26 protein-coding genes and 1 pseudogene are annotated in these 24,110 nt (G+C 67.2%); 19 read left to right on the forward strand and 8 right to left on the reverse strand.

The window, feature by feature from the left end:
• Window positions 1-27 precede the first annotated feature (27 nt).
• Entirely contained in the window at window positions 28-1,122 is a 1,095-nt protein-coding gene (locus MICSW_RS06245) for a polyprenyl synthetase family protein (RefSeq protein WP_228178579.1), read from the reverse strand.
• 66 nt (window positions 1,123-1,188) lie between these two features.
• Between MICSW_RS06245 and MICSW_RS06250 the strand changes: the two genes are divergently transcribed.
• The 10 genes from MICSW_RS06250 (at window position 1,189) to MICSW_RS06295 (ending at window position 12,081) form a co-directional block, all read left to right on the forward strand.
• Window positions 1,189-1,554 (forward strand): DUF3040 domain-containing protein, encoded by a 366-nt coding sequence (locus MICSW_RS06250; protein WP_228178580.1) that lies wholly within the window; start codon window positions 1,189-1,191, stop codon window positions 1,552-1,554.
• Window positions 1,555-1,837: 283 nt separating this feature from the next.
• A complete protein-coding gene (gene mraZ / locus MICSW_RS06255; RefSeq protein WP_464497807.1) occupies window positions 1,838-2,269 on the forward strand; it encodes a division/cell wall cluster transcriptional repressor MraZ in 432 nt (143 codons plus the stop codon).
• Between the two features lie 99 nt (window positions 2,270-2,368).
• Complete coding sequence (gene rsmH, locus MICSW_RS06260; protein ID WP_464498261.1) at window positions 2,369-3,322, forward strand: 16S rRNA (cytosine(1402)-N(4))-methyltransferase RsmH; 954 nt, start codon at window positions 2,369-2,371, stop codon at window positions 3,320-3,322.
• The gene (gene ftsL, locus MICSW_RS06265) at window positions 3,319-3,906 is read left to right on the forward strand and encodes a cell division protein FtsL (protein ID WP_228178582.1); all 588 of its coding nucleotides are present in this window, start codon (window positions 3,319-3,321) and stop codon (window positions 3,904-3,906) included. The genes rsmH and ftsL overlap by 4 nt, the downstream gene beginning before the upstream one ends.
• A gap of 44 nt (window positions 3,907-3,950) precedes the next feature.
• Window positions 3,951-5,687, forward strand: coding sequence for a peptidoglycan D,D-transpeptidase FtsI family protein (locus MICSW_RS06270; RefSeq protein WP_228178583.1), 1,737 nt, complete (start codon window positions 3,951-3,953; stop codon window positions 5,685-5,687).
• A 23-nt stretch (window positions 5,688-5,710) separates the two neighbouring features.
• Window positions 5,711-7,123 carry a UDP-N-acetylmuramoyl-tripeptide--D-alanyl-D-alanine ligase gene (locus tag MICSW_RS06275; RefSeq protein ID WP_464497810.1) on the forward strand — a complete coding sequence of 471 codons (1,413 nt, stop codon included), beginning with the start codon at window positions 5,711-5,713 and terminating at the stop codon, window positions 7,121-7,123.
• A complete protein-coding gene (mraY, locus tag MICSW_RS06280) occupies window positions 7,120-8,229 on the forward strand; it encodes a phospho-N-acetylmuramoyl-pentapeptide-transferase (protein ID WP_228178585.1) in 1,110 nt (369 codons plus the stop codon). The genes MICSW_RS06275 and mraY overlap by 4 nt, the downstream gene beginning before the upstream one ends.
• On the forward strand, window positions 8,226-9,776 hold the full coding sequence (gene murD / locus MICSW_RS06285) for a UDP-N-acetylmuramoyl-L-alanine--D-glutamate ligase (protein ID WP_464497812.1): 1,551 nt from the start codon (window positions 8,226-8,228) through the stop codon (window positions 9,774-9,776). The genes mraY and murD overlap by 4 nt, the downstream gene beginning before the upstream one ends.
• A complete protein-coding gene (ftsW, locus tag MICSW_RS06290; protein WP_228178587.1) occupies window positions 9,733-10,965 on the forward strand; it encodes a putative lipid II flippase FtsW in 1,233 nt (410 codons plus the stop codon). Before murD ends, ftsW begins: the two co-directional genes overlap by 44 nt.
• 45 nt (window positions 10,966-11,010) lie before the next feature.
• Window positions 11,011-12,081: a UDP-N-acetylglucosamine--N-acetylmuramyl-(pentapeptide) pyrophosphoryl-undecaprenol N-acetylglucosamine transferase gene (locus MICSW_RS06295; protein WP_228178588.1), complete on the forward strand. Its 1,071-nt coding sequence runs from the start codon at window positions 11,011-11,013 to the stop codon at window positions 12,079-12,081.
• On the opposite strand, the gene MICSW_RS06300 is transcribed toward MICSW_RS06295, so the two are convergent.
• Genes MICSW_RS06300 through MICSW_RS06315 form a run of 4 tightly spaced genes read right to left on the reverse strand, consistent with a single transcriptional unit; the run spans window position 12,078 to window position 14,931 of the window.
• Complete coding sequence (locus tag MICSW_RS06300) at window positions 12,078-12,482, reverse strand: GntR family transcriptional regulator (RefSeq protein WP_464497816.1); 405 nt, start codon at window positions 12,480-12,482, stop codon at window positions 12,078-12,080. The genes MICSW_RS06295 and MICSW_RS06300 overlap by 4 nt on opposite strands.
• Window positions 12,479-13,180 carry a hypothetical protein gene (locus MICSW_RS06305; RefSeq protein ID WP_347424494.1) on the reverse strand — a complete coding sequence of 234 codons (702 nt, stop codon included), beginning with the start codon at window positions 13,178-13,180 and terminating at the stop codon, window positions 12,479-12,481. The genes MICSW_RS06300 and MICSW_RS06305 overlap by 4 nt, the downstream gene beginning before the upstream one ends.
• 51 nt (window positions 13,181-13,231) lie before the next feature.
• Window positions 13,232-14,566, reverse strand: a complete 1,335-nt coding sequence (locus tag MICSW_RS06310; RefSeq protein WP_464497819.1) for a hypothetical protein — start codon at window positions 14,564-14,566, stop codon at window positions 13,232-13,234.
• Window positions 14,563-14,931 carry a PadR family transcriptional regulator gene (locus MICSW_RS06315; protein ID WP_464497821.1) on the reverse strand — a complete coding sequence of 123 codons (369 nt, stop codon included), beginning with the start codon at window positions 14,929-14,931 and terminating at the stop codon, window positions 14,563-14,565. The genes MICSW_RS06310 and MICSW_RS06315 overlap by 4 nt, the downstream gene beginning before the upstream one ends.
• Before the next feature lie 104 nt (window positions 14,932-15,035).
• Here MICSW_RS06315 and murC point away from each other — a divergent pair.
• The 9 genes and pseudogenes from murC (at window position 15,036) to MICSW_RS06360 (ending at window position 22,876) form a co-directional block, all read left to right on the forward strand.
• Window positions 15,036-16,441, forward strand: a pseudogene (gene murC, locus MICSW_RS06320) (UDP-N-acetylmuramate--L-alanine ligase).
• 65 nt (window positions 16,442-16,506) lie between these two features.
• Window positions 16,507-17,586: an FtsQ-type POTRA domain-containing protein gene (locus MICSW_RS06325; protein ID WP_464497823.1), complete on the forward strand. Its 1,080-nt coding sequence runs from the start codon at window positions 16,507-16,509 to the stop codon at window positions 17,584-17,586.
• Between the two features lie 179 nt (window positions 17,587-17,765).
• A complete protein-coding gene (gene ftsZ / locus MICSW_RS06330) occupies window positions 17,766-18,899 on the forward strand; it encodes a cell division protein FtsZ (protein WP_228178595.1) in 1,134 nt (377 codons plus the stop codon).
• A 43-nt stretch (window positions 18,900-18,942) separates the two neighbouring features.
• On the forward strand, window positions 18,943-19,632 hold the full coding sequence (locus MICSW_RS06335; RefSeq protein ID WP_292727477.1) for a YggS family pyridoxal phosphate-dependent enzyme: 690 nt from the start codon (window positions 18,943-18,945) through the stop codon (window positions 19,630-19,632).
• Window positions 19,633-19,663: 31 nt separating this feature from the next.
• Window positions 19,664-20,128, forward strand: coding sequence for a cell division protein SepF (locus MICSW_RS06340; protein WP_228178597.1), 465 nt, complete (start codon window positions 19,664-19,666; stop codon window positions 20,126-20,128).
• A 3-nt stretch (window positions 20,129-20,131) separates the two neighbouring features.
• Window positions 20,132-20,431, forward strand: coding sequence for a YggT family protein (locus MICSW_RS06345; protein WP_228178598.1), 300 nt, complete (start codon window positions 20,132-20,134; stop codon window positions 20,429-20,431).
• Between the two features lie 97 nt (window positions 20,432-20,528).
• On the forward strand, window positions 20,529-21,116 hold the full coding sequence (locus MICSW_RS06350) for a DivIVA domain-containing protein (protein WP_228178599.1): 588 nt from the start codon (window positions 20,529-20,531) through the stop codon (window positions 21,114-21,116).
• Window positions 21,117-21,124: 8 nt separating this feature from the next.
• Entirely contained in the window at window positions 21,125-21,883 is a 759-nt protein-coding gene (gene lspA / locus MICSW_RS06355; RefSeq protein WP_464497831.1) for a signal peptidase II, read from the forward strand.
• Window positions 21,884-21,946: 63 nt separating this feature from the next.
• A complete protein-coding gene (locus MICSW_RS06360) occupies window positions 21,947-22,876 on the forward strand; it encodes an RluA family pseudouridine synthase (protein WP_348681370.1) in 930 nt (309 codons plus the stop codon).
• 21 nt (window positions 22,877-22,897) lie between these two features.
• Here MICSW_RS06360 and MICSW_RS06365 read toward each other — a convergent pair whose 3' ends face one another.
• The 3 genes from MICSW_RS06365 to MICSW_RS06375 are packed head-to-tail and all read right to left on the reverse strand — an operon-like array spanning window position 22,898 to window position 24,043.
• Window positions 22,898-23,272, reverse strand: coding sequence for a vitamin K epoxide reductase family protein (locus MICSW_RS06365; RefSeq protein ID WP_464497834.1), 375 nt, complete (start codon window positions 23,270-23,272; stop codon window positions 22,898-22,900).
• 5 nt (window positions 23,273-23,277) lie between these two features.
• Complete coding sequence (locus MICSW_RS06370) at window positions 23,278-23,490, reverse strand: hypothetical protein (protein ID WP_464497837.1); 213 nt, start codon at window positions 23,488-23,490, stop codon at window positions 23,278-23,280.
• Between the two features lie 55 nt (window positions 23,491-23,545).
• Window positions 23,546-24,043 (reverse strand): NUDIX hydrolase, encoded by a 498-nt coding sequence (locus MICSW_RS06375; protein WP_228178602.1) that lies wholly within the window; start codon window positions 24,041-24,043, stop codon window positions 23,546-23,548.
• Between the last annotated feature and the right edge of the window lie 67 nt (window positions 24,044-24,110).

A 24,110-nucleotide genomic window follows, 5' to 3' on the forward strand; every position in this document is an offset into this window, starting at 1 on the left:
CGCCCGGGAGCCGGGCGGGCGGCGCGCTCAGGTTGTGCGCACGGTGGCTGCGCGAGCAAGCTCCCGCAGTTCGCTCACGGATCGGTTGCCGAGCGGCGCGCCCGACAGCGCCCGCTCGGCGGTACGGGTGTAGTCGAGGATGAGGTCTTCGACCCGCTCCAGCGCGCCGGTGTCACGGATCGTCTGCTGCATCGCCGCGATCTGGTCGGGTTCGAGAGACGGATCGCCGAGCATCTCGTCGAACAGCCGGCGCGATCCCGTGGGGAGCGCCTCCCGCGCGTACGCGACGAGAACCGTGCGCTTGCCTTCGCGCAGATCGTCGCCCGACGGCTTGCCGGTCGCTTCGGCGTCGCCGAAGACACCCAGCACGTCATCGCGCAACTGGAAGGCCATACCGACCGGGTGCCCGAACGCGACCAGAGCCCCCTGCTGTGCGGCGTCCGCTCCCGCGATCGCCGCGCCGATGACGAGCGGCTGCTGGATGCTGTATCTCGCTGACTTCAGGGATGCGATCCGCAGCGCGCGCTCAGCGTGGCGGTCGTCAGCCTCTGTCACATAGGCCGATTCCTCGGCGACATCGAGGAACTGTCCGATCGTCACCTCGCTGCGCATCAGCGCGAACTCCCGGCGACCGGCAGCGGCGTGTGCCGGAGTGGCCACGGCGAGGCCCTCTTCGAGGAGATCATCGCTCCACGCGACCAGAAGATCGCCGAGGAGGAGGGCCCCCGAACGGCCGAAGCGTGCGGGGTCGCCGACCCAGCCGCGGGCGCGGTGGGCGGCTTCGAGGGCGCGATGAGCGGAGGGACGCCCGCGCCGCGTGTCGGAGTTGTCGACGATGTCGTCGTGCACGAGGGCGGCGGCGTGGAAGACCTCCAGTGCAGCCGCTACCGCGAGCACGTCCTCGGTCGGCGCTACAGCTTCGCTGGAGTGCTCGCGAACTGCGCGCCACCCGGCAAAGCAGAAGCGGGCGCGCAGCCGCTTTCCGCCGCGAACGGACTCGGCGGCGGCGCCGTGGAGGAGGATCGCCTCATCGCCGAAGAGCTCGACCTCGGCCTCCCGTGCTGCCAAGAAGTCCTCGACTCGCTGAGAAACTGCCGCGACCGGATCACTACCTACTGACACGGGCCTAGCCTAGTAATCGACGGCGCGCGTAGAATCGTGCCACCGATCCAGCCCGAGGGGGATCTCATGCCACTCTCCGAACAGGAGCAGCGTCTGCTCGACGAGATGGAGCGCCATCTCATGCGCAATGACGCCGATGTCGTTTCGGCGTCCAGCGGTGGTGGTCTCTCGTATCGCAATGTCGTGTACGGCACGATCCTCGTGCTCGCGGGCATCGGTGCCCTCATCGTCGGTGTTGCAATGCAGCTGATCATCGTGGGTGTTCTCGGGTTCCTCGCGATGATCGCCGGAGTGATCGTCGCCGTTACGCCAGCCAAGCGCACAAGCGCAGAACCCCCGCGCGCTGATCAGCGTCAAGCGACGGCCCGCACGAACGCTAGCTTCATGGACCGTATGAACGAGCGCTGGGACCGCCGCCAGGAAGGTCGTTGACCGATCGAGGCTGAGCCCTCCACTGCGCTCCACCGCTTGACTCCACACCGCTCCACCGCCCTCTGACGGGCCACCGAACGCCGACCTCCGGGTCGGCGTTTCGTCGTTAACCGCCGGGTTCGGCATCCGGTCGACAGCGCCTTCCGGTGTCAGCTTTCGCTTCCTTTGGCGCGCCTGGACGCGCCGGGGGAGCACTATGACGTGAATGTGGTGACAAAGTGGAGGGAAGTGGAGTAAAGTGGCGACCAACCTGGAGGGGCCGGACGAAGGGGGGTGACGCGGGATGCTGCTGGGGACTCACACTCCGAAGCTGGACGACAAAGGACGCGTCATCTTGCCGTCCAAGTTCCGTGACGATCTCGGCGCCGGCATCGTCGTGACGCGCGGGCAGGAGCGATGCCTCTACGTCTTCTCGGCTGAGGAGTTCGAGCGAGTCCACGACCGCATCCGCGAGGCGCCGCTGACCAACAAGCAGGCACGTGACTTTCTGCGCATGTTCCTCTCGGGCGCCAGCGCTGAGACTCCCGACAGCCAGAACCGCATCACCATCCCGCCGCCACTGCGCGCCTACGCCGGGCTCGAGCGCGAGCTCGTCGTCACGGGTGTGGGCGCTCACGCCGAGATCTGGGATGCGCAGGCCTGGAACGACTACCTCGAAGGAAACGAAGCCACCTACTCAGAGATGGAGCAGGAGGTGATCCCCGGCCTGTTCTGACCCTCGGTTGTGATGCCCATCTGCGGGGCCCTGACGCACTTCCCCGGCGCCAGGTCTTCAGCGGGTGGGGATCAGAGCCCAGTGGTCCGGCCCGACATCATGGACCTGCGCGACATCCATACCCCCGTCCTCCTCGAGCGCTGCATCGAGTTGCTGACTCCCGCGCTCGGCGGCGAGAACCCCGTCGTGGTGGACGCGACGCTCGGAATGGGCGGGCACACCGAGGCGCTGCTGGAGCGGTTTCCCGCGCTGACGGTGATCGGGCTCGACCGCGACACCGACGCCCTGCGCGTCGCCTCCGAGCGTCTCGCCCGGTTCGGTGACCGCCTGATCCCGGTGCACACCGTCTACGACGGCATCGCCGGGGCGATCGAACGCTCCGGATTCACGCGCGTGGACGGCATCCTGTTCGATCTCGGTGTCTCGTCGCTGCAGCTGGATGTCGCGGACCGCGGTTTCGCCTACGCCCAGGATGCGCCGCTGGACATGCGGATGGACCAGTCCGGGGGAGTGACAGCCGCGACCGTCCTCGCGACGTACGGCGAGGGAGACCTGCGCCGGATCTTCGAGCGATACGGCGAAGAGAAGCTCGCCGGACGGTACGCCCGAGCCATCATCCAGGCGCGAACCGAACAGCCCATCGAGCGGTCTGCTCAGCTCGTCGACATCCTGCAGGCCGCGACTCCCGCTGCCCTCAAGAACGCCGGTCATCCCGCCAAGCGGGTGTTTCAAGCCCTGCGCATCGAGGTGAATGCGGAGCTCGCGGCCCTCGAGACGGCACTTCCCGCCGCGCTTGACGCGTTGACAGTCGGTGGCCGCCTCGTCGTCATGTCCTATCAGTCCCTCGAGGACCGCCTCGTCAAGCGCGTCCTCGCCCAGGCGGTCCGCTCGACAACCCCCGCGGGCCTACCCGTGGAACTCCCCGAGCACGCCCCGCAGTTCCGTCTCATCGTCAAGGGCGCCGAAATGGCCTCCGACGACGAGAAGCTACGCAATCCCCGTGCCACGCCCGTGCGGCTGCGCGCGGCCGAACGAGTGAAGGATGCCGCATGAGCGCGGATCTGCTGGCAGCCCTTGATGAGTTCGCCCCGAGTGCTCGCCCGGTCGAGACACAAGCCCCGCGGCTGCGTCCGGTGGAGCAGACCGCAGCGAGGCGCCGTCCGCGCCTCGCCTACGGGATCGTCGCGGTCCTCGGAGCCGCGGCGATCGTCGCGGCCCAGATGGTGGTGTCGATCCTCACGACGCAAGACACGTACGCGATCTCGGCCCTCACCTCGCAGCAGCGACAGCTCACCTGGGACCGGCAGATCCTCTACGACGAGGTTGCAGGTCTCAGCTCGCCGCAGTACCTCGCGGCAAACGCGTCGGCCCTCGGTATGGTCATCAGCGAAGCGCCTACCTTCCTCCGTCTCTCGGACGGAGCGCTGGTGGGAGCCTCGCAGGCCGCAGGGTGGCAGTCATCGATCGACGCCGTCGGAAGGGGAGCAGTGGCAAACGCCCTCATCACCCAGACGCCACTGGTCACCGACCCCGCCGCGACCATCGAAGGAACTCCCGTCGAGGTCACGGACGAGACCGGTCAATCGGTTATCCCGCCCGCGCTCACCGACGGCCTGCCGACCCCCACGACACGATGACCGGACGCAGCACACGAAGCCCACGGCGCCGCACCGTCGTCGCCATGTTCGTTGTTCTGGCAGTCATCGGTGCTTTCGTCATCCGTCTTGTCGACATCCAGGTCGTCAATGCCAAGGAGCACATCGAGCAGTCCCTGGAACTGGGGCTGTCGAGCTCGCAGGAGACATACGGAACCCGCGGTGCGATCGTCGACGAGAACGGCGCGACCCTTGCCGGCAGCATCGTGCTCTACGACGCGCAGCTCGATCCGAAACTCGTCGGCCCGATCGACCGTGAGATCGACGGCGAGGACGTCAAGGTTCCGTGGGAGACGATCTCAGCTGAGATCGGCGCCGTCACGGGTCAGAGCGCCGAAGAGATTCAGGCGATCGTCGCTGCCGCCCTCGCGGAGAACCCCGACAGTCGATACGCGATGCTCACGCGGGGCCTCACGACGGCGCAGTACCGGGAACTCGCGGATATGAAGATCCCGTATCTCGCGATGTTCCCGCACCCGGCGCGCACGTACCCCGACGGCGCGGTCGGCGGTAACCTCGTCGGCTTTGTGGGGTCCGATGGCACGGCGCTCGCTGGGCTGGAGTCCTCCCAGAACGGATGCCTCGCCTCGACCGACGGCGAGATTCGGTATCAGCGCGGCGGTGACGGCGTCATCATCCCCGGGACGATGACCGAGATACCCGCCATCGACGGGGGGACGCTGCAACTGACGATCAACCGTGACCTGCAGTGGTATCTGCAGCAACTGATCGCCGAGCAGACGCAGAACACCGGGGCGCTGAACGGCTCGATCTTCGTCGTCGAGGTCAAGACCGGTGCGATCCGTGCGGCAGCCGAGTACCCGACCGTCGACCCCAACGCTCCGACAGTCGTTGACGAGTCCGATCGCGCAAGCCGGATCTTCCGCAACACCTTCGAGCCGGGCTCGACGTTCAAGGCGCTCTCGGCAGCGATGCTCGTCGACTCAGGTACCGCGAACCCCTTCTCGGTGGTCCGCGTGCCCTTCCGCCAGACCTTCGACAACGGTGCGAGCGTTCGTGACGATCTTCCCCACCCGGACTACGACTACACGCTCAACGGTGTGCTCGTGAACTCGTCGAACGTCGGTATCTCCACGTTCGCCGGGATGATGAGCGACCAGGCTCGCTACGACTACCTCACGAGATTCGGGATCGGGCAGGGCACTGACGTCGACTTCCTTGGAGAAGCGAACGGCCTCGTTCGCGACCCCGGCCAGTGGGACAACCAGACGAAGTACAACACCTCCTACGGCCAGGGTTTGACGACCACGGTTCCGGAGCTGGCGAACGCCTACCAGGCGATCGCAAACGGCGGCCTGAAGCTGCCGCTTCGGCTGGTGGAGTCGTGCACTGCTGCTGATGGCACCGTGACCACCCCCGAGAACGGCGAGCCCACGCAGGTGATCAGTCCCGAGGCCGCCCGCCAGGTGACCGACATGCTCGAGAACGTCGCCACGAAGGGGTCGGTCTCTGAGAAGGTCGGCATCGCCGGATACCGGATCGCGCTCAAGACCGGAACCGCTGAGAAGGTCGATCCGGGCGCGGGGACGTACAAGGTCGGTTCGTACTTCACGACGATCGCGGGCTTCGCCCCCGCCGACGATCCCCAGTACGTCGTCGTGGTGACACTCGATGAGCCGACCACGATAAAGTCGTCTAGTGCCAACGCTCCGGCGTTCCGCGAGGCGATGACCCAGGTGCTCAAGACCTACCGAATCATGCCTTCGAACTCCGCCTCACCCGATCTCCCGACATTCGGCTGATCTCGACGGCACGCCTCCTGCGCATGATCAGTCTGACTCTGTCCCGAATCGCCGATGTCCTCGGCGGAACCCTCGTCCTCCGCGGCGCCGACTCCGCTGACACGGTGGTTTCGGGCACCGTCGACACCGACTCTCGACTGATCGGCCCCGGCGACATCTTCGTCGCCAAACCGGGCGAGCACGCTGACGGCCACGACTTCGTTGCCGCCGCGATCGAGCGGGGTGCGGTGCTCGCCATCGTCGAGCGACCGCTGGATGCCGCCATCACCCAGATCGTGGTGCCGGGGGCTGTGCATGCCCTGGCAGACCTCGCCCGCTTCGTTGTGGGCGAGGTGCGGGCACGCGGTGCCCTTCGGATCGTCGGGATCACCGGCTCGAACGGCAAGACGACGACGAAAAACATGATGGCGCGCATCCTCGAGGCCGAGGATGAGACCGTAGCGCCGCAGGCATCCTTCAACAACGAAGTCGGTGCGCCGCTGACGATGCTCCGGATCACCGAACGAACCCGCTATCTCGTCAGCGAGTTCGGCGCCAGTGCACCGGGAGAGATCGCGCGTCTTGCCGGTCTCGTCCACCCCGACATCGGGGTCGTCCTCATGGTCGGGATGGCGCACGCCGGCGGGTTCGGCGGCATCGAGTCGACCTTCGTCGAGAAGTCGCAGTTGATCCACGCCGTCCGGCCCGGGGGCGTGGCAGTGCTGAACGCGGATGACCCGCGCGTGGCAGCGATGGCCGGTATCGCCACCGAACGCGGCGCGACAGTCCGTTGGTTCGGGCGAGGCTCGGCAGCGGATGTGCGGGCCGAGGACGTGGAGGTCACGCCCGAGGGAACGCGATTCCGTGCCGTCATCGACGGCGACGAGTTTCCGGTCGTTCTGCGCGTGCTCGGCGAGCACCACGTCATGAATGCGCTGGCCGCGATTGCTGCGGCGACAAGTCTCGGCATCCGTCCCGAAGCCTGCATCGAGCGGCTCGAGGCGATGGAGTTGGCAGAGCGGTGGCGGATGCAGCCGATGGGCTCGGAGCGCGTGCGCATCATCAACGATGCTTACAACGCGAGTCCGGACTCCATGGCCGCAGCGCTTCGCACTCTCGCGCAGATCACTGCGCCCGATCAGCGCACTGTCGCCGTTCTCGGCGCGATGAGCGAACTCGGCGAGTACGCGGGGGAGGAGCACGACCGCGTCGGTCTTCTCGCGGTGCGGCTGCGCATCCAACGGATCGTCGTCATCGGCTCTGCTGCGCGCCGGCTTTACCTCTCGGCGATCAGCGAGGGGTCGTGGGATGGCGAGGCAGTCTTCTTCGAGACAGCTGACGAAGCGTACGACTACCTGATGTCCGAGCTGCGTGAGGGTGATCGGGTGCTCGTGAAATCGTCCAACTCCGCGGGCCTCCGGCACCTCGGCGACCGTCTGGGAGAATCCTTCTCGTGAGATCCCTCCTGATGGCGTCGGCGATCGCCCTGTCGTTCTCGCTCTTTCTCACACCCGTCTTCCTGCGCTTGTTCCGCCGGTGGGGATGGGGCCAGGTCATCCGTACCCCCGACGCGGGAAACAACCCTCAGCACGAACTCAAGCGCGGTACACCCACGATGGGTGGCGTCATCTTCGTCGGGGGGACGACGATCGCGTACCTGATCGGAACCTACGCCGGCGGCAACCCGCCCACGATCTCGGGTTTCCTCGTGCTCTGGATGATGGTGGGCTTCGCGCTCGTCGGCTTCATCGACGACTACATGAAGCTGCGCAGCCAGCGAAGCCTCGGTCTGTCGGGTTGGCGCAAGATCGTCGGTCAGGTGATCGTCATCGTGCCGTGGGCGCTCGTCGCACTTCAGTTCCCGGATGCCCAGGGCCAGACCCCCGCGACGGCCTACGTTTCGGTCTTCCGCGACATCTCGGTGCTGAACTTCCTGGCGTTGCCGGTTGCGATCGGCATCCTGCTCTACATCGCCTGGATCAGTTTCATCGGCGTCGCCTGGTCCAACAGCACGAACGTCACCGACGGCCTCGACGGCCTGGCCACCGGTGTGGGTGTGTTCACGATCGGAGCGATGAGCCTGACGACGTTCTGGCAGTTCCAGCAGCGCTGCGACGGCGCAGACCTCGTGGCCGCCTACCAGCAGGCCTGCTACCAGACGAGGGACCCGCTCGACCTGACGATCATCGCGGCGACCTTCGCTGCCTCTCTGGTCGGGTTCCTATGGTGGAATGCGCCGAAGGCTCAGGTGTTCATGGGGGATGTCGGGTCGATGGCGATCGGTGGCGTGATCGCCGCGGTCTCGATCCTCTCTCACACCGAGATCCTCACGGTCCTCACCGCCGGGGCGTTCATCATCGGATCGGGTTCGGTCATCCTGCAGCGGATCTATTTCAAGCTCACCCGCGGCAAACGTCTGTTCCTCATGAGCCCCTTCCACCACCATCTCGAGATGCGCGGGTGGTCGGAGACCAACATCGTCATCAGGATGTGGATCATCGCCGCGGGACTGGCAGTCACCGGCGTCGGCTTCTTCTACGTTGAATGGCTCGCGCGCACATGACCGGTGAATCCTCCCGGCTGGATGGACTGACCAGCTGGCACGCCGACTGGCGCGGCCTGCGGGTTGCCGTCTTCGGCCTCTCGGTGACCGGCTTCTCGGTGGCCGACACGCTGGCAGAACTCGGCGCGGAGGTTCTCGTTCTCGCCGAATCCGCCGACCCGGCCTATGAGCGCCTGCTACCCGTCATCGGGGTGCGGTCATCGATGGGGTCGCTCAGCACGCCGCCCGCCGAGCTCGTGGACTTCGCTCCCGAGGTCGTGATCGCCTCGCCCGGCTTCAGCCCGACGCACCCGCTCGTGCGCTGGACGCTCGAAAGCGGCATCCCGCTGTGGGGAGACATCGAGCTCGCGTGGCGCGTGCGCGACAAGGTAGTCCGCCCCGGCGGCGCTCCCGCCGACTGGGTGCTGATCACCGGCACCAACGGAAAGACGACAACCACGGGCCTTGCCGCCACGATGATGGTGGCAGGGGGTCTGCGGGCAGTCCCGTGCGGAAACATCGGCACGCCGATCCTGGATGCCGTCCGTGATCCGTCGGGCTTCGACGTCCTCGTCGTGGAACTGTCCAGCCACCAGCTCTGGTACCTCAGCCTGCAGTCCTCGCCGGAACCGGTTTCGCCGCACGCTGCGGTCTGTCTGAACCTCGCCGACGACCACCTCGAATGGCATGGATCCTTCGAGGCGTATCGCGACGCGAAGGCGCAGGTGTACAACCACACCCGCGTCGCCTGCGTCTACAACAAGGCCGACCTCGCGACGCGCGAGATGGTCGAAGAAGCCGATGTCATCGAGGGAGCGCGAGCGATCGGGTTCGACCTCGGCGTTCCCGGTCCGAGCGACCTCGGCGTGGTCGACGGCATCGTCGTGGACCGCGCGTTCCTTGTCGAGCGGCGCACCAGCGCTCTCGAACTCACGACGATCGACGAGCTTCGAGAGCTCGGCCTCGCGGCCCCACACGTCGTTGCCAACATCCTTGCTGCCAGTGCGCTGGCCCGTTCGCTCGACGTACCGCCCGAGGCCATAGCCACTGCACTGCGCGAGTTCCGGCTGGACCCCCACCGGATGGAGATCGTTGCGACAGTCGCCGGTGTCACGTGGGTGGATGACTCGAAGGCGACCAACCCGCACGCTGCGGCATCCTCGCTTGCCGCCTACCCCGGATCGATCTGGATCGTGGGGGGACTGCTCAAGGGCGTCGACATCACCACGCTCGTCTCGACGCGGGGGCGTCTGGCAAAGGCAGCGATCGTGATCGGTGACCAGCGCGATGCCGTTCGGGCGGCGTTCGAGCGACACGCGCCCGACGTTCCGCTGCACGAGGTCATTGCCGATGAGACTGGGGACGTCATGGCGCAGGTCGTAGACCTGGCGATCGGACTCGTGGCCGAGGGGGATGTCGTCCTCCTCGCACCGGCCGCGGCATCCTTCGACCAGTTCGCCTCCTACGCGGATCGCGGTGAGAAGTTCGCTGCGGCGGTCAGGCAGCGAGTGGGAAGGGGCGAACATGGCGACGCCGACGCCGATCCGTCCGCTCCCGCAGGAGCCTGACGAGCCGACGCCCAAGCGCGGGCTTGCTGCCCGCGTCTCTCTCGGATCGCTGTTCCGCCCGGTTGCCGGTGAGTTTCTGCTCATCTCATCCACGGCAGTCCTGCTGACGATCTTCGGTCTCGTGATGGTGCTCTCGGCCACCAGCGCAACGGCGACCGCGGCGGGTCAGGCTCCGTACGATGCGGTCATCAAGCAGGCGGTGTTCGCCGCGATCGGCCTGCCGCTCATGTTCATCGCGAGCCGACTGCCAGTGAGCTTCTGGAAGCGGATCGCGTGGCCCGCGCTGATCGTCACCACCGCCTTCCAGCTCCTCGTGTTCACGCCCCTCGGCGTCGAGGATGGCGGAAACCGAAACTGGATCCTCATCGCTGGCATTCAGGCTCAGCCCTCGGAGTTTCTGAAACTCGCGCTGGCCCTCTGGCTCGGCTTCATCCTCTACCGAAAGCGCACGCTGCTCGGCGACTGGCGGCACGTCTTCATCCCGGTGGTGCCGGTGGCCGCCGCCGTGATCGCGACGGTTCTGGCCGGGCACGATCTCGGAACGGCGATGGTGCTGTTCCTGCTCGCCCTCGGCGCCCTTTTCTTCTCCGGTGTGAAGCTGCGGGTGTTCGTCATCCCGCTGTTGCTGGCGATCGTGGCAGTCGCGGCGCTGGCGGTCACGAGCCCGAACCGCATGGAGCGCATCCTCAGCGTCTTCAACACCGACTGCACCGCCGATTACCTCAGCACCTGCTACCAGCCGCTGCACGGTATCTGGGGACTGGCCGGCGGCGGCATTTTCGGCCTCGGACTTGGGAACTCGAAAGAGAAGTACGAGTGGCTGCCCGCGGCATCCAGCGACTACATCTTCGCCATCGTCGGTGAAGAGCTCGGCCTCATCGGCGCGATCGTCGTGCTCGGGCTGTTCGCGATCTACGCGATCGGCGCTTTCCACATCATCCGCAAGACCGACGACACCTTCGTGCGGATCGTTGCCGGCGCGATCACCGTATGGATCGTCGGTCAGGCGCTCATCAACATCGGCGTCGTGCTGCGGCTGTTCCCGCCGCTCGGTGTCCCCTTACCGTTCATGTCTCAGGGTGGCACGTCGCTGGTGTCGGTGCTCGTTGCGACCGGGGTTCTGCTGGCGTTCGCCCGGACGATTCCGGTGACCGCGAGGCCGGCGCCCCGGTCGGCCGCTCGCCGCTGAGGTCGCCGCCCGCAGCTATTCGGCGGGGCGAGATAGGGTCGGACGGTGACGACCTACTTGCTGGCCGGCGGCGGGACCGCCGGGCATGTGAACCCCCTGTTGGCCGTTGCTGATGGGCTGCGCGCTCGGGGCACGGGTGCCGATGTGCGCGTCCTCGGGACCGCGGAGGGGCTGGAGTCGCGGCTGGTACCGCAGCGGGGCTACGAGCTTCTTGTCGTCGACAAGGTGCCGTTTCCACGGCGACCCGATCGTGCTGCCGCAGCGTTTCCGAGCCGGTTCCGCCGCGCGGTGGCCCAGGTGCGGGCACACATTGCGACACACGAGGTGGATGTCGTCGTCGGGTTCGGTGGCTACGCGTCGGCCCCCGCGTACGTTGCAGCCCGGCGCGCCGGCATTCCGTTCGTCGTCCACGAGGCCAACGCCCGGCCGGGACTTGCCAACCGCCTCGGTGCCCGCCGAGCCGCTGGTGTCGGTGTCGCTTTCGAGGGCACGCCGCTTCCCCGGGCCCGGTTGGTCGGGATGCCCCTGCGCCGCGAGATCGAGGACCTCGATCGTGCGGCGCGTCGCGCCGAGGCTGCTGCTCACTTCGACCTGAGTCCGGAAGCGCCGACCCTGTTGGTCTTCGGCGGGTCGCTGGGAGCGCTGCGGCTGAACACCGCGATCGCAGGCTCGTGGCGCGACGTGCTGGATGCCGGGTGGCAGCTGCTCCACGTCACCGGTGATCGCTCCGATCTCGAGGACCCGGGGGAGCCGGGATACGCCCTCCGTCGCTACGTCGACCGCATGGACCTTGCTTTCGCGGCGTGCGACTTCATCGTCTCGAGGTCGGGGGCTGCCACGGTGAGCGAGATCAGCGCGCTCGGAATCCCCGCCGTCTACGTGCCCTATGCCGTGGGCAACGGGGAGCAGGCGCTGAACGCTGCCTCCGCAGTGGCGCATGGTGCTGCGATCCTGATTCCCGATGCGGATTTCACCCCGGGGACGGTCCGGGACCGCATCCTGCCCCTGCTGACGGATGCCGACGAGCGGGCGGGTATGGCCGAGAAAGCCGCGGAGATCGGCATCCGCACCGGCACCGAGAATCTCATCGCGATGATCGACGAGGCCCTCGCCTAACCGTCGGCGCGCACGGTTGCCACCTCAGGCGGGGAGTTCGTCGGTTCGGTGGTCTTCAGCGCTGCGATCACGGCCGCGATGGCCTGATCGGTGTCGACGCGCAGGCCACGGACCTGCTCGGCGAAGGCTGCGGCAGCTCGCTGTATCTGGCCGAGCGCGGCGTTCTCGTCGACGGACACGAACGTGCCGTTACGGCCGCGCGTTTCAATGAGGCCCGTGGTCTCGAGCTCCCGGTAGGCCCGAGCCACCGTGCCCGGCGCAAGTCCCAGATCCCCGGCGAGTCGGCGCACTGTCGGCAGCCGAGAGCCTGGCGGCAGCTCACCGCTCGCTATCGCCGCAACGTACTGCGCGCGCAGCTGCTCGAACGGAGGTGTGGGCGAGGCGGGGTCGATGACGATCATGCGCCTTCTCCCCGGGCAAGCTCGACCGACGGGCTCGCGAATCGCCGACTTTGGGGGCGCAACGCGGCCGGATATCGTGACGCTGCCATCTTCCCGAGCCCCAGCGAGTACGTCACCTGCGCTGCGGCGATCAACACCGGAGTCCATGGGCTCATCAGCGTCGACAACTCCGGGCGTGTGGCGGCAATCGGGGTCAGGGTGAGCGTTCCCGCAGCGATTCCCAGCGGTAGTGCTGCGGCCATTGTTGCGGCGCTGCGCAGTGACCACAGCGCGTCCGCGCGGAACAGGTCGTCCCACGCCAGCTGGAGGTCATCGCTGGCGACCTGCGGCTGGGATAGCACGATCCGCTCCATCACGCGCATCACGACGAAAACGATGATCGCGAAGACAAGAAGCCCGGCGCACCACAGCACGGTTTCGGTCGCGATGCGGCTGGGCTGCACCAAACGCCACGCGAGGACAGCGGCCACGCCCACAGACGCAGTTCCGAGGGCTATGGGGGCCAGAACACGCCGCCAGGGCTGACGCAGGTAGTTCTCGCCGGTTCCGAACGGTAGCTTCACGACTCGCTCGTATCGCGCGGCTTGTTGCGCGCTCAGGTCGTGCCGTCGGCTTCTGATCAGGTAGATGATCGGCACCAGGGCGAGCGCGCACAAGATCGCGGCGGTGAACCAGACCATGCCGAACTCGAAAGACATGTCTCTTTTGTATCAATATTGTCGCAATGTGTCGATACAGTTCCATGAGGTTCAAGCCAGCTCGACCTGCATGTGCTGCGGCACCGGTGCGCTCACCCGCAGGCATACCAACACGATCGCGACGATCGGCGTCAGGATGCCGAGAACAGCCGCAAGGATCTGCCCCATGATCGGCAACGCCACCGCGACGATGAGGCTGACCGCCAGGGCGAGGGATCGGTTTCGCCACGAGGCGGCCCACACGAGCCAGACGATCGCGGCAGCCGGAAGAAGCCAGACGACGGCGCCTATCGGGCGAGGGTTGCCAGACGGGAGTATGGTTCCCCATCCGGTCACGACGAGCACAAGCGTGAGCGCACCCAGCGTTGTGGCCCCCCACACTGATCTTTGCTGCGTCGCGGTCCGCCGCGGCGCGCGGAGGGCGAGCGCGAGGATCACCAGGATGCCGCATCCGGCTGACGCGCGCATGCCGACGAGCATCGCTTCGGTGCCGTCGAGGCTCGTGTACAGAGACCCTGTCACCGCGAAGGTGATCGACAGCAGCGACGTAATGATGGCGGCAACGGCGAGCGCACGCGCAGCGCGTCGCCGTCCGACCCGGCCCGCATGCGAGTCGACAGCAGAGGCTGTCGCACTGCTGCGCTCCCGGTGCCCGGGCCAGACGAGGGCGACGATCACGACCGCCGCGGCAGAGACGAGGAATGTCGTGATCGGTGACATGAGCATGACGGCCGCGAGGGGAAGCGACAGCGCGGCGCCGATGATGCTCGTCCCGACGATCAGGACCCGCATCCCGCGGCGACGCGCGAGCCGGTCGCTGACCGCCACGACCACTGCACATGCGGCTGCTGTCGATCCGAGTGCGATGAAGGCGGGGAACAGGGCCGAGAAGAGGGAGCGAGGGTCGCCGGCGTCCGCCTCATCGAACCCGACGCTCCAGGACGTGAAGGCGAGCGCGGCGCCCGTTGTCGCGATCATGGAAATGCCGAGCGCGACCAGCGTGCGGATCGGATCGAGATGAAGACGATGCCGGGCACTGGCGAGGGCTACCGTCCACCACAGAGCCGGGACCAGCCCGACCTGAGTCACGAGAATCGTCGTGAACAGCCAGGGGGCAGCGTAGGTGAGCCCGAGCTGGCCAGCTGCCGCAACGAGAGCTGACACGGCCAGCGCGGCAACGCCGGCCACGCGCGCGGGGGTGGCGTCGAGGCGGGTGCCCAGGCCCGCCAGCGCTGCTGCCATTCGTTCACCGCGCGATGGCGCGCTCAGCCCGCCCGCTTCGGCGGCATCCATAGCTGTGCCCACGAATACCGCGGCATTCGCGTCGCGCCACCAGCGCGGGTACCAGCGGACGAGGCGCTCGAAGCGGTCTCGGTCGAGACTCATGCCAGCGCGCTCCGCGGATGAGCGGGGCGCGGTCTCGCATCGCCGCCCGCTGCGGTGCCCAGCGCCCGGCGGGCGGCGGCGACCCGCTGCTCGAGCTCGGCGGTTTCGCTCTCGAGCTGCGCAACGCCCTGGGATGTCAGGCGAAAGTAGCGGCGCGCGCGCCCATCCACGATCTGTTCGCCCGACTCCTCGACAGCGCCGCTCGCGGTCAGGCGATCGAGCGTCGCATAGAGGGTCGCGGTCTTGAGGGACGCCGCGCCGCCGGATGCCTCGAACACGCTCCGGAGGATGCCGTAGCCGTGCTGCGGTCCGTTCGCGAGCGCCGTCAGAATCCAGAAGGTCGTGTCAGGTCGCGCGGTAGCCATGACCCCGAGCATATTCCCGATCATGGAATATCGATACGGTGAGCCTGCGATAGGCCGCGTGCCGAAGGAGTTCCTCAGCGACGCCGACCTAGGATTGTCGGGTCATGATCAGACCCGACCTCAGCCTCCCGATCCCCGAGACCATCGAGGCAGCGCATTTCATCGGTATCGGCGGCTCGGGATGTCGGGCCTGGCGGGCATGTTCCTGGATCGCGGCATCCGCGTCTCGGGATCCGACCGCGCCGACAGTGCGGCACTCCAGGCCCTCGCTGCCCGAGGAGCGCGTGTCCACGTCGGGCACGACGCCGCGCATTTGCAGGATGCCGACACTGTCATCCACACCGGGGCGATCTGGCCCGAAAACCCTGAGTTCGTCACGGCGAAGGAACGGGGACTGCCCGTCATCCATCGCTCTCAAGCGCTCTACTGGCTGATCGGCCGCCGCCCGCTGGTCTCGGTTGCGGGAGCGCACGGCAAGACGACCTCGACGGGGATGATCGTCACGGCGCTGCGTGCGCTCGGTGCCGACCCGAGTTTCGTCAACGGGGGAGTCATTGCCGATCTCGGTGTCTCCAGCGGCACCGGTGCTGACGATCTGTTCGTCATCGAAGCAGACGAGTCCGACGGCACGTTCCTTCTCTACGACACGGCTGTCGCGCTGATCACGAACATCGACCCCGACCACCTGGACCACTGGGGCAGCCGGGAAGCCTTCGATGCCGCGTTCGCGCGCTTTGCGAACAAGGCGCGCGAGGCCGTCGTCCTGTCGTCGGACGACGAGGGCGCGCGTCGGATCCTTCCTCACCTCACCCACCCGCGCGTCATGACCTTCGGAAAGGCGGAAGATGCCGATGTGCGCGTGCACGGCATCCGCACCGACGGACCTGTGTCGTTCGAGCTCACCCACGCGGGGCAAACGGTCTCGGCCGCGCTGGCGATTCCCGGAGAGCACAACGCGGTCAACGCGGCCGGGGCCGTGGCTGTGCTCCTGACCCTGGGGCATGCCTTTTCCGATGCCGTGAAGGCCGTCGAGGCGTTCGCCGGAACCGTGCGTCGCTTCGAACTCCACGGGATCGTGCGCGGCGTCAGCGTCTACGACGACTACGCACATCATCCGACGGAGGTCGCCGCAGCCCTGGCCGCGGCCCGCACCGTCGTCGGCGATGGACGCATCATCGCGCTGCACCAGCCGCACACCTACTCCCGGACGCAACACATGGCCGCGGAATTCGCCGAGGTGCTCGAGAGCCACGCTGACCACACCGTCGTGCTCGATGTGTACGGCGCGCGCGAGGACCCGATCCCGGGGGTCACCGGCGAACTCGTATCGAGCAGGTTCACGGATGCCGAACGCGTCCACTTCGAGCCGGACTGGGCGGCCGCAGCTGCCTACACGGCATCGATCGCGCGGGACGGGGACTACATCATCACTCTCGGCTGTGGAAACGTCTACCTCATCATTCCCGACGTGCTCGCCGCGCTCGGCCAGCAGGGCGCACCGGCGGAGTAGCGGTGCGCCGGCCGACTCCGCTCCCGCCCTCCGGGGCCCCGTCGGGCGCTGACGACGAATCCTCGTTGCGCACCCCATCCGGCGGAGACGGCAGACGGGGCGTCTCACCCGAGCAACGCGGAGCTGCCCCCACGGACCGGTGGGCTGAATCGGCATCGGTTCCCGTCGAGAACGCCCCGACGGAGCCGATCGACCTCACCGGAATCACCGCTCCCGCACTGGTCTGGCCCCTCCCGACCGATGCCGGCACCGGCTCGAGCGCTCGGGATGCCGCCTCCGTCCTTCCCGGCGTTCCGACCTGGGCGCTCGGCGCAGACGAGGCCGGAGCAACCGAGCCGCTCGCGGAAGATGCAGCTGCGCCCGGCTCTGACGGTTCGTCGCCGGTGGGTATGCGCGTGGTGTGGCGCGCTGCGCGTGCGCGGCGGCGCGCGCTCAAGTCCGAGGTGCGGCGGTTCACCGTCAGGGCCCGTCGCCGTCGCGCGATCTGGCTCGGGTCCATCGCGGCAGTCGTGCTCGTAGCGCTCGGCAGCGTCGGGGCGGCGTACAGCCCGCTGTTCGCTGTCGAGACGATCACGGTAGCGGGCGCTGAGCAGCTGGACACCGCAGCGGTATCCGACGCGTTGTCGTCACAGCTGGGCACGCCACTGCCACTTGTGGACGAGAGCGCCATCAAAGCGGCGCTGGTCGCGTTCCCGCTCGTCGAGTCGTACACCGTCGAGGCCCGGCCTCCGCATGATCTGATCGTGCGCGTCGTCGAACGCACCCCGATCGGGGTCATCGCCTCACCTGCCGGGTTCACCCTCGTGGATGCCGCCGGCGTCGCGCTCTCGACGACACAGACCCCGGCTCCCGGCAGACCCGTGCTGGAGATCACCGGTGGAACGGCATCCGAAGCATTCGAGGCGGTCGGGCACGTGCTGCGGTCGCTTCCCGACACGATCATGTCGCAGGTGACCGCGGCGTCGGCGACGACCCCCAACGACGTGACCCTCACCCTCGGTGGAACCGGCACCAAGATCGTCTGGGGCAACGCTGACGAGTCCTCGAACAAGTCGGTGGCGCTGGCTGCGGCGATGCAATCGCGCCCGCCGGACACGGTCTCGCGTTACGACGTCTCGTCGCCGTCAGCCGTCGTCATCCAGTGATCCGCTGAGCCCACCGGGCCGAGCGGGTGCACGAAAGAACGGGATGTGCGACACGCCCCCGCAAGCGCGCGGAATCGGGGAGTCGACGCTTAGCTTCGTGTCTAGGAAATACATACCCAGCAATACTTTATACCTCCAGTTGAGGTTGAAGGTTGCAGGACACGAGCACAGGAGTCGGCATGAGCCAGAACCAGAACTACCTTGCAGTCATCAAGGTGGTCGGCGTCGGCGGCGGAGGCGTCAACGCCGTCAACCGGATGATCGAGCTCGGCCTGCGCGGGGTCGAGTTCATCGCCGTCAACACTGACGCCCAGGCATTGCTGATGAGCGACGCCGACGTCAAGCTCGACGTCGGGCGCGAACTCACCCGAGGGCTGGGTGCCGGCGCCGACCCCGAGGTGGGTCGCCGCGCCGCAGAGGACCACACCGAAGAGATCGAAGAGGCGCTCCGCGGCGCCGACATGGTGTTCGTCACCGCCGGTGAGGGTGGCGGCACCGGTACGGGCGGTGCGCCCGTCGTCGCGAAGATCGCGAAGTCGATCGGCGCGCTCACGATCGGTGTGGTGACCAAGCCGTTCTCGTTCGAAGGTCGCCGCCGCCAGAGCCAGGCCGAGTCGGGAGTGGCGCGCCTGAAAGAAGAGGTCGACACCCTCATCGTGGTGCCCAACGACCGGCTGCTGGAGATCAGCGACCGCGGGATCTCGATGATCGAGGCTTTCGCCACCGCAGACCAGGTGCTGCTGGCCGGTGTCCAGGGCATCACCGACCTCATCACGACGCCCGGACTCATCAACCTCGACTTTGCCGACGTGAAATCCGTCATGCAGGGGGCGGGCTCAGCGCTCATGGGAATCGGCTCGGCACGCGGTGCGGACCGGGCGATCAAGGCTGCAGAGCTTGCTGTCGAGTCGCCGCTGCTGGAGGCATCCATCGAGGGTGCGCACGGTGTGCTGCTGTCGATTCAGGGTGGCTCCAACCTCGGCATCTTCGAGATCAACGACGCCGCCCAGCTGGTGAAGGAAGCCGCCCACCCTGAGGCGAACATCATCTTCGGTACCGTCATCGACGACACGCTCGGTGACGAGGTGCGCGTCACGGTGATCGCCGCCGGGTTCGACGGTGGCGAGCCGCAAGCGCGTCCGGATGCCACCCCGGTGGTCCGTCGCGAGCCCGTCGAGCAGCGTGCAGCCGCAGACTCCGAAGACGAGCCGCAGCGTCCCGAGCAACTGGCTCCGGTGCCCTCGATCTCGGATGCAGCCTTCGATTCGGCGTTCGGGGACGACGACCTCGACATCCCCGACTTCCTGAAGTGACCGCATCCGCGCCGGCGAGGGTGCGCGGCTCGAGGCGGCAGTTGTGACTGAGTCGGACGCGCAGCTCGCGGATCGTCTGGCGTCGATCGACGATCGTATCGCTGCTGCTGCGCGGCAAGCGGGGCGTTCGCCTGAAGACATCACTCGTATCGTCGTGACGAAGTTCCATCCGGCGTCGCTGGTCGAGGAGCTTTATGGCCTCGGCGTGCGCGACGTCGGCGAGAACCGGGTTCAGGAAGTACTCGAGAAGGTCGTCGGGGTCGGGGATCTGTCCGACCTGCGGTGGCATTTCGTCGGTCAGCTGCAGACCAACAAGGCGCGGGCCGTGCGTCGCGTGGCCTCGGTCATCCACTCGCTCGACCGCCCGAAGCTCGCCGATGCGCTGGATGCCGAGGCCGAGGTGCGCCTGGACGTCCTGATCCAGGTGAACCTCACCGACGACCCCGGGCGCGGGGGAGTCGCCCCGGAGAGTCTTTCGGCGCTCGCCGAGCACGCCGCCGGGTGTCTCGGACTGAGGGTCCGGGGAGTCATGGCTGTCGCCCCCCTGGGCGAAGAACCTGCCGCAGCCTTCGAACGGCTCGCCGGCCACGCGCACACCGTGCGCCGTGTCTTCCCGGACGCCACCTGGATCTCGGCCGGGATGACCGGCGATTTCGAAGCTGCAATTCACGCCGGCGCGACACACCTGCGCATCGGCACGGCAATCACGGGTCCGCGCCCTGTGCGCGGTTAACCTCGGAGCAGACGAGCAAACGGAGGATGCGATGTCGAACCCCTTGAAGAAGACCATGGTCTACCTGGGCCTCGCCGACGAGGAAGAGGTCTACGACGAGACGCCAGCGCCTGCGCCCACGCGCAAGTCTGCCGCGGCATCCGTCGAGAAGGCCGCCCCGGTCACGCCGATTCACCGTCCGGCGGTGGTTCGTCAGCCCGCAGTCGGCGCTCTCAACGAGATCGTCACGGTGCACCCCAAGCAGTACCGCGACGCGCAGGTGATCGCCGAAAGCTTCCGCGAGGGCGTTCCCGTGATCATCAACCTCTCGCAGATGAGCGACGCCGACGCGCGTCGTCTCATCGACTTCGCGAGCGGCCTGTCGCTTGGCCTGTACGGCCGCATCGAGCGCGTGACGAGCAAGGTTTTCCTGCTCTCACCCGAGAATGTTGCGGTGTCGGGTGAGGGTGCCGTGGCGCAAGCGGATCCGGAGGCGGTTCCTTTCCCGCAGACTTGATACGTGAACGTCATCCAGATCGTTGCCGGAATCCTCAACGCGGCAGTCCTGATCTACATTCTCGTGCTGCTGGCCCGACTCGTCTTCGAGTGGATCCCCGTCTTCGACCGTGAGTGGCGTCCTCGTGGCGCGATGCTTGTTGTCGCCGAAGGTGTGTACACCGCGACGGACCCTCCGATCCGTTTCCTCCGTCGTTTCATCCCCCCGTTGCGAATCGGCAGCATCGCCATCGACTTCGCGTTCGCGCTCACGATGCTCTCGTGCTTCATCCTCCTGTCGGTGACACGCGCCTTCGCAGGATGAATCCACCCACGACTATGCTTTGCTGTTATCAACCGTCCACAACCGCGTGCCGGAAGGCGCGATCGGCCAGCGGCCGGGCGAACGAAAGAGGGAAGAAATGCCACTGACTCCGGATGACGTCGTCACCAAGCAGTTCCAGCACGTCCGGTTCAAGGAAGGGTTCGACCCCGACGAGGTCGATGACTTCCTCGACGAGATCGTCGTCGAGTGGCGTAAAGCCCTGGCCGAGAACGAAGAGCTCAAGGCACGCATCGCCGAACTCGAGTCCGGCGCGCCCGCGGCCCCCGCGGCACCGGCAGAGGCGCCCGCCGAAGAGGCAGCCCCCGCTCCCGCCCCGGCTGCTCCGGCCAGCACGCCGCTTCCGACCCAGGCAAGCGCCGGCCTGCTCGAGCTCGCGCAGCGTCTGCACGACGAGCACGTCGCCGAAGGCCAGGCGCGCCACGACCAGCTCATCGCCGAGGCCCAGGCTCAGGCTGCCTCGATCATCTCCGACGCTGAGACTCGCGGACGCGACGAGATCGCTCGCATGGAGGCCAAGAAGGCCGAACTGGATGCCCGCATCGGCGAACTGCGTGAGTTCGAGCGCGACTACCGCTCGCAGCTGCGCAACTTCATCGAAGGTCACCTGAAGGACCTCGACTCCTCTTCGACCGACAGCGCGTCGGTCGCGAACATCACGAACTGAGGACGCTCTTGGCGTCCCGGCCACCTCTGCGTCACGCGGCGGCCGGCATCACGATTGCGCTGCTCGCAATCCTGGTGCTGGCCGTCGACCAGTTCACGAAGTACCTCGCGCTGACCAACCTCCCGCTGCAGGAGTCGGTTCCCGTCGTGGGTGAGTTCTTGCAGTTCTACCTCGTCAAGAACCCCGGTGCCGCTTTTTCGCTCGGTGAGGGGTACACCTGGATCTTCACCATCGCCCTGGCAGTGGTTGCCGGGGTGATCGTGTGGCTGGCGGCCACCCGCGTGCAGTCACGCCTGTGGGCGATCGTGCTGGGACTTCTGCTGGGCGGGGTGCTGGGAAACCTCACGGACCGCCTGTTCCGTGAACCCGGATTCCCCGTGGGACACGTCGTAGACTTCATCAACACACCGTGGATGTGGTTCTGGATGAGCCCCGCCATCTACAACATCGCGGACATTTTCATCGTGTCGATGATGATCGGGGTGGCACTGCTCGTGATCGTAGGAGTACAGATGGACGGTAAGCGACACCACAACCGTGAGACGGATGCCGCGGAGGAGGAGACCATCCTTGGCACCGCGGGGGACGAGTTCCCTCCCGGAGGGGGTGTCGCCGGAGGATTTGATTCCGAGTTCCCCGTCGCGGATCCTTACGCCGGGGTGCCCCGTTCCGAGATCGGACTCCCGCCGCTGACAGAGGCCGAGCAGGAGGCAGTGGCCCGGGAAGCGGACCGGATCGCCGACGAGGAATCCCGCCGCGACTCGTGAGCCGTCCCGGTAGGCGAGCTGCTGCGGCATCCGACCGTCGGCCCGCTCGAGACGGAAGCTGAGATGCCGGCGCGGATGCTGCCGGTTCCCGACGGCCTCGACGGTGCGCGGGTCGATGCCGGCATCGCCAAGATGCTCGGATTCTCGCGTACCTTCGCCGCCGAGGTCGCCGAATCCGGAGGCATCAGTGAAGGTGGCAGAGCTCTCGGCAAGTCGGACCGGCTGACGGCGGGAACCGTTCTCGAGGTCGAATGGACCGACCGTCGTGAGCCCGAGGTGATCCCCGTCGTCGTTCCGGGTTTTGGCATCGTGTACGACGATGACGACATCGTGGTGGTCGACAAGCCGGCGGGTGTGGCAGCCCATCCCTCGGTGGGGTGGGAAGGCCCGACGGTGCTTGGCGCACTCGCAGCTGCGGGGTTCCAGATCGCGACCAGCGGCGCACCCGAGCGGCAGGGCGTCGTTCACCGCCTGGACGTCGGCACCAGTGGACTCATGGTCGTGGCCAAGTCCGAGCACGCCTACGGCGTCTTGAAGGCTGCGTTCAAGGATCGCACCGTCGATAAGATCTACCACGCGGTAGTTCAGGGCCATCCCGACCCGCTCGCCGGTACGATCGACGCTCCCATCGGGCGTCATCCCTCGCACTCCTGGAAGTTCGCGGTCACCCGCGACGGCAAGCCCTCGATCACTCACTACGAGACCATCGAGGCCTTTCCCGGAGCCTCACTGTTGGAAATCCACCTGGAGACCGGGCGGACCCACCAGATCCGTGTCCACATGGCAGCACACCGGCATCCGTGCGTCGGCGATCCGCTCTACGGCGCCGACCCCACGATCTCAGAGCGGCTGGGCCTGACCCGCCAATGGCTGCATGCGCGCACGCTTGCCTTCGCGCACCCCGCAACCCGCGAGTGGGTCTCGTTCGACTCGCCCTATGCGCCTGATCTCGCTCATGCCCTCGCGATCCTCCGCGGCGAGGAGCTGGATTGAGCCCTGCAGCTTCCGAGGACCTCAGAAGCTGCCGAGAAGATCGAGCCGCAGCTGGGCCGTGACCGCGATCAGAGCGTAGTCCAGCACGGTGGCAAGCAACGCCCACGAGAAGATCACGCTTCCCACGCGCCGCGCCGCAGGCGCTTCGGTCCACACTCCGTCGCGCAGCATCCAGCCTGTGGTGAACCAGAAGAGCGGAATCGTGACGAGCCAGATGATCATGCACCAGGGACACAACGATCCGTAGACGAAGATGCTCTGGAATGCGAAGTAGTGCACGAGAACGAACGCCCCGGCAACGAAGATGCCGTACGTCCGCCAGTACCACCGACGAAGGCCGGATGGTGATGCCAGCTCGCTGACGCCGGCGTAGACGGGGCCCAGGAACAGCACCATGCCCGCTATCGAGTTGCTGAATCCGAGGATGTTGCCGCCGGGGAGAGCAGGTTGGGGCCGCACGTGACCAACACACCCCACTGACACGAGATGATCGCATCCGCGCCGGTGAGCTGACCGATGTACTCCAGGTACAGCAGGAACGCGACGATGGCGCCGAGGATCCCGCCGACGATCCAGAAGACGGCGAGGGCGACGGTGGGTCGGTGCAGGGCCACCCGCCCATTGTCGGTACCGGTCAGGGCGCTGCGTCGACGGCCGAGCCGGACTTAATCAGGCAGAGGGAGGCTGCGCGTCGCTGCCGCCTGTCACGAACCGAGCCTCGCCGTGATCCGGCGTTGCCGCAGCGATGCGAGCGCGCATGTCGGCATCCACGTCGCCCAGGGCATCGAGCGGGTACCAGGCGACCTCCGTCATCTCGCCGTCGACGGGAACCGGGTCGCCCGAAATCCATGTGCACCGGAAAGTGAGGTCGAGGTAGTCGCTCTGGTCCCCGTTGGCGTAGGTGATCCTCGGGATCTGATGCACCCACGCGAGCCGATCGGCACGGATGACGACACCGGCCTCTTCGGCAGCCTCCCGCACCGCGGCATCCGCCGGCTCTTCGCCCGGATCGACGATGCCGGTGATCGGGGTCAGGGCGTGATTGTCGGAGCGACGGCCCAGCAGGACCTCACCGCCGCGGATGATGACAGCGGTGACGCCGACGAGGGGGAGCGGGCGGGTGCCGACGAATCGGCGCAGCTCAAGGATGAAGTCGGGAGTTGGCACACGGCAACCGTAGCCGCCTCGGCGGGCCAGGCGAGCCGGCGTCCGAGCCCGAACGTAGACTCTCGGC

It is taken from the genome of Microbacterium sp. SW12 (assembly GCF_055391095.1).